This is a genomic window from Plantactinospora sp. B6F1 (assembly GCF_040120695.1).
Classification (GTDB): Bacteria; Actinomycetota; Actinomycetes; order Mycobacteriales; family Micromonosporaceae; genus Plantactinospora.
Window position 1 is genome coordinate 1 of record NZ_JBEEAC010000100.1, and the last position, 949, is coordinate 949.

The following is a 949-nucleotide window of genomic DNA, read 5'->3' on the forward strand; positions in this document are numbered from 1 at the left end:
GACGGGCCGGGCCGCAAGTCCTGGGCGGATGTCCGCGACCCCACGATCACGGACCCAAGGGACGCGATCATCGAGGTGGACACCGTGACGATCTGCGGCACGGATCTGCACATCCTGGCCGGCGACGTACCAGAGGTCCAGCCCGGGCGGATCCTCGGACACGAGGCCGTCGGCACCGTCGTCGAGGTGGGCGCCGGGATCACGGGCCTGAGCCGGGGCGACCGCGTCCTCGCCTCCTGCATCTCGGCGTGCGGCGTGTGCCGCTACTGCCGCTCCGGCCGGTACGGGCAGTGCCTGGGCGGCGGCGGATGGATCCTCGGCCACCACGTCGACGGCGTACAGGCACAGTACGCCCGACTGCCCTTCGCCGACCTGTCCACCTACCGACTACCGGCAGACGTCAACGACGAGGCCGCCGTCATGCTGGCCGACATCCTGCCAACCTCCTACGAGGTGGGTGTGCTCAACGGTCAGGTCCGACCGGGCGACACCGTCGTGGTGGTCGGAGCCGGGCCGATCGGGCTCGCCGCGATCCTGACCGCCCGGCTGTACTCCCCGGCGCACATCGTCGCGGTCGACAAGGCCCAGAGCCGGTTGCAGGCGGCCAAGCAGTTCGGCGCCGACGTCACCGTCGACGCCGGCGAGGATCCCCGGGAGACCGTCCACGCGCTCACCGGCGGGCTCGGCGCGGACGTGGTGATGGAGGCGGTCGGCACGCCGCAGGCGTTCGAAACCTGCACCACGCTGGTCCGCCCTGGCGGCCGGGTGGCGAACATCGGCGTGCACGGCAAGCCGGCCACGCTGCACCTGGAAGAGCTGTGGAGCAGGAACGTCACGATCACGACCGGCCTGGTGGACACCTACTCGACGCCGGACCTGCTCACGATGCTGAGCGCGGGTCAACTCGACGTGGGGCACATGATCACGCACCGGTTCGCGCTCGACGTGG

At 71.0% G+C, this 949-nt stretch carries 1 protein-coding gene; it reads left to right on the forward strand.

What is annotated here, in order from left to right:
- A partial coding sequence (locus tag ABNF97_RS33965) for a zinc-binding dehydrogenase (protein ID WP_349341074.1) occupies window positions 1-949 on the forward strand: 949 nt, incomplete at both ends.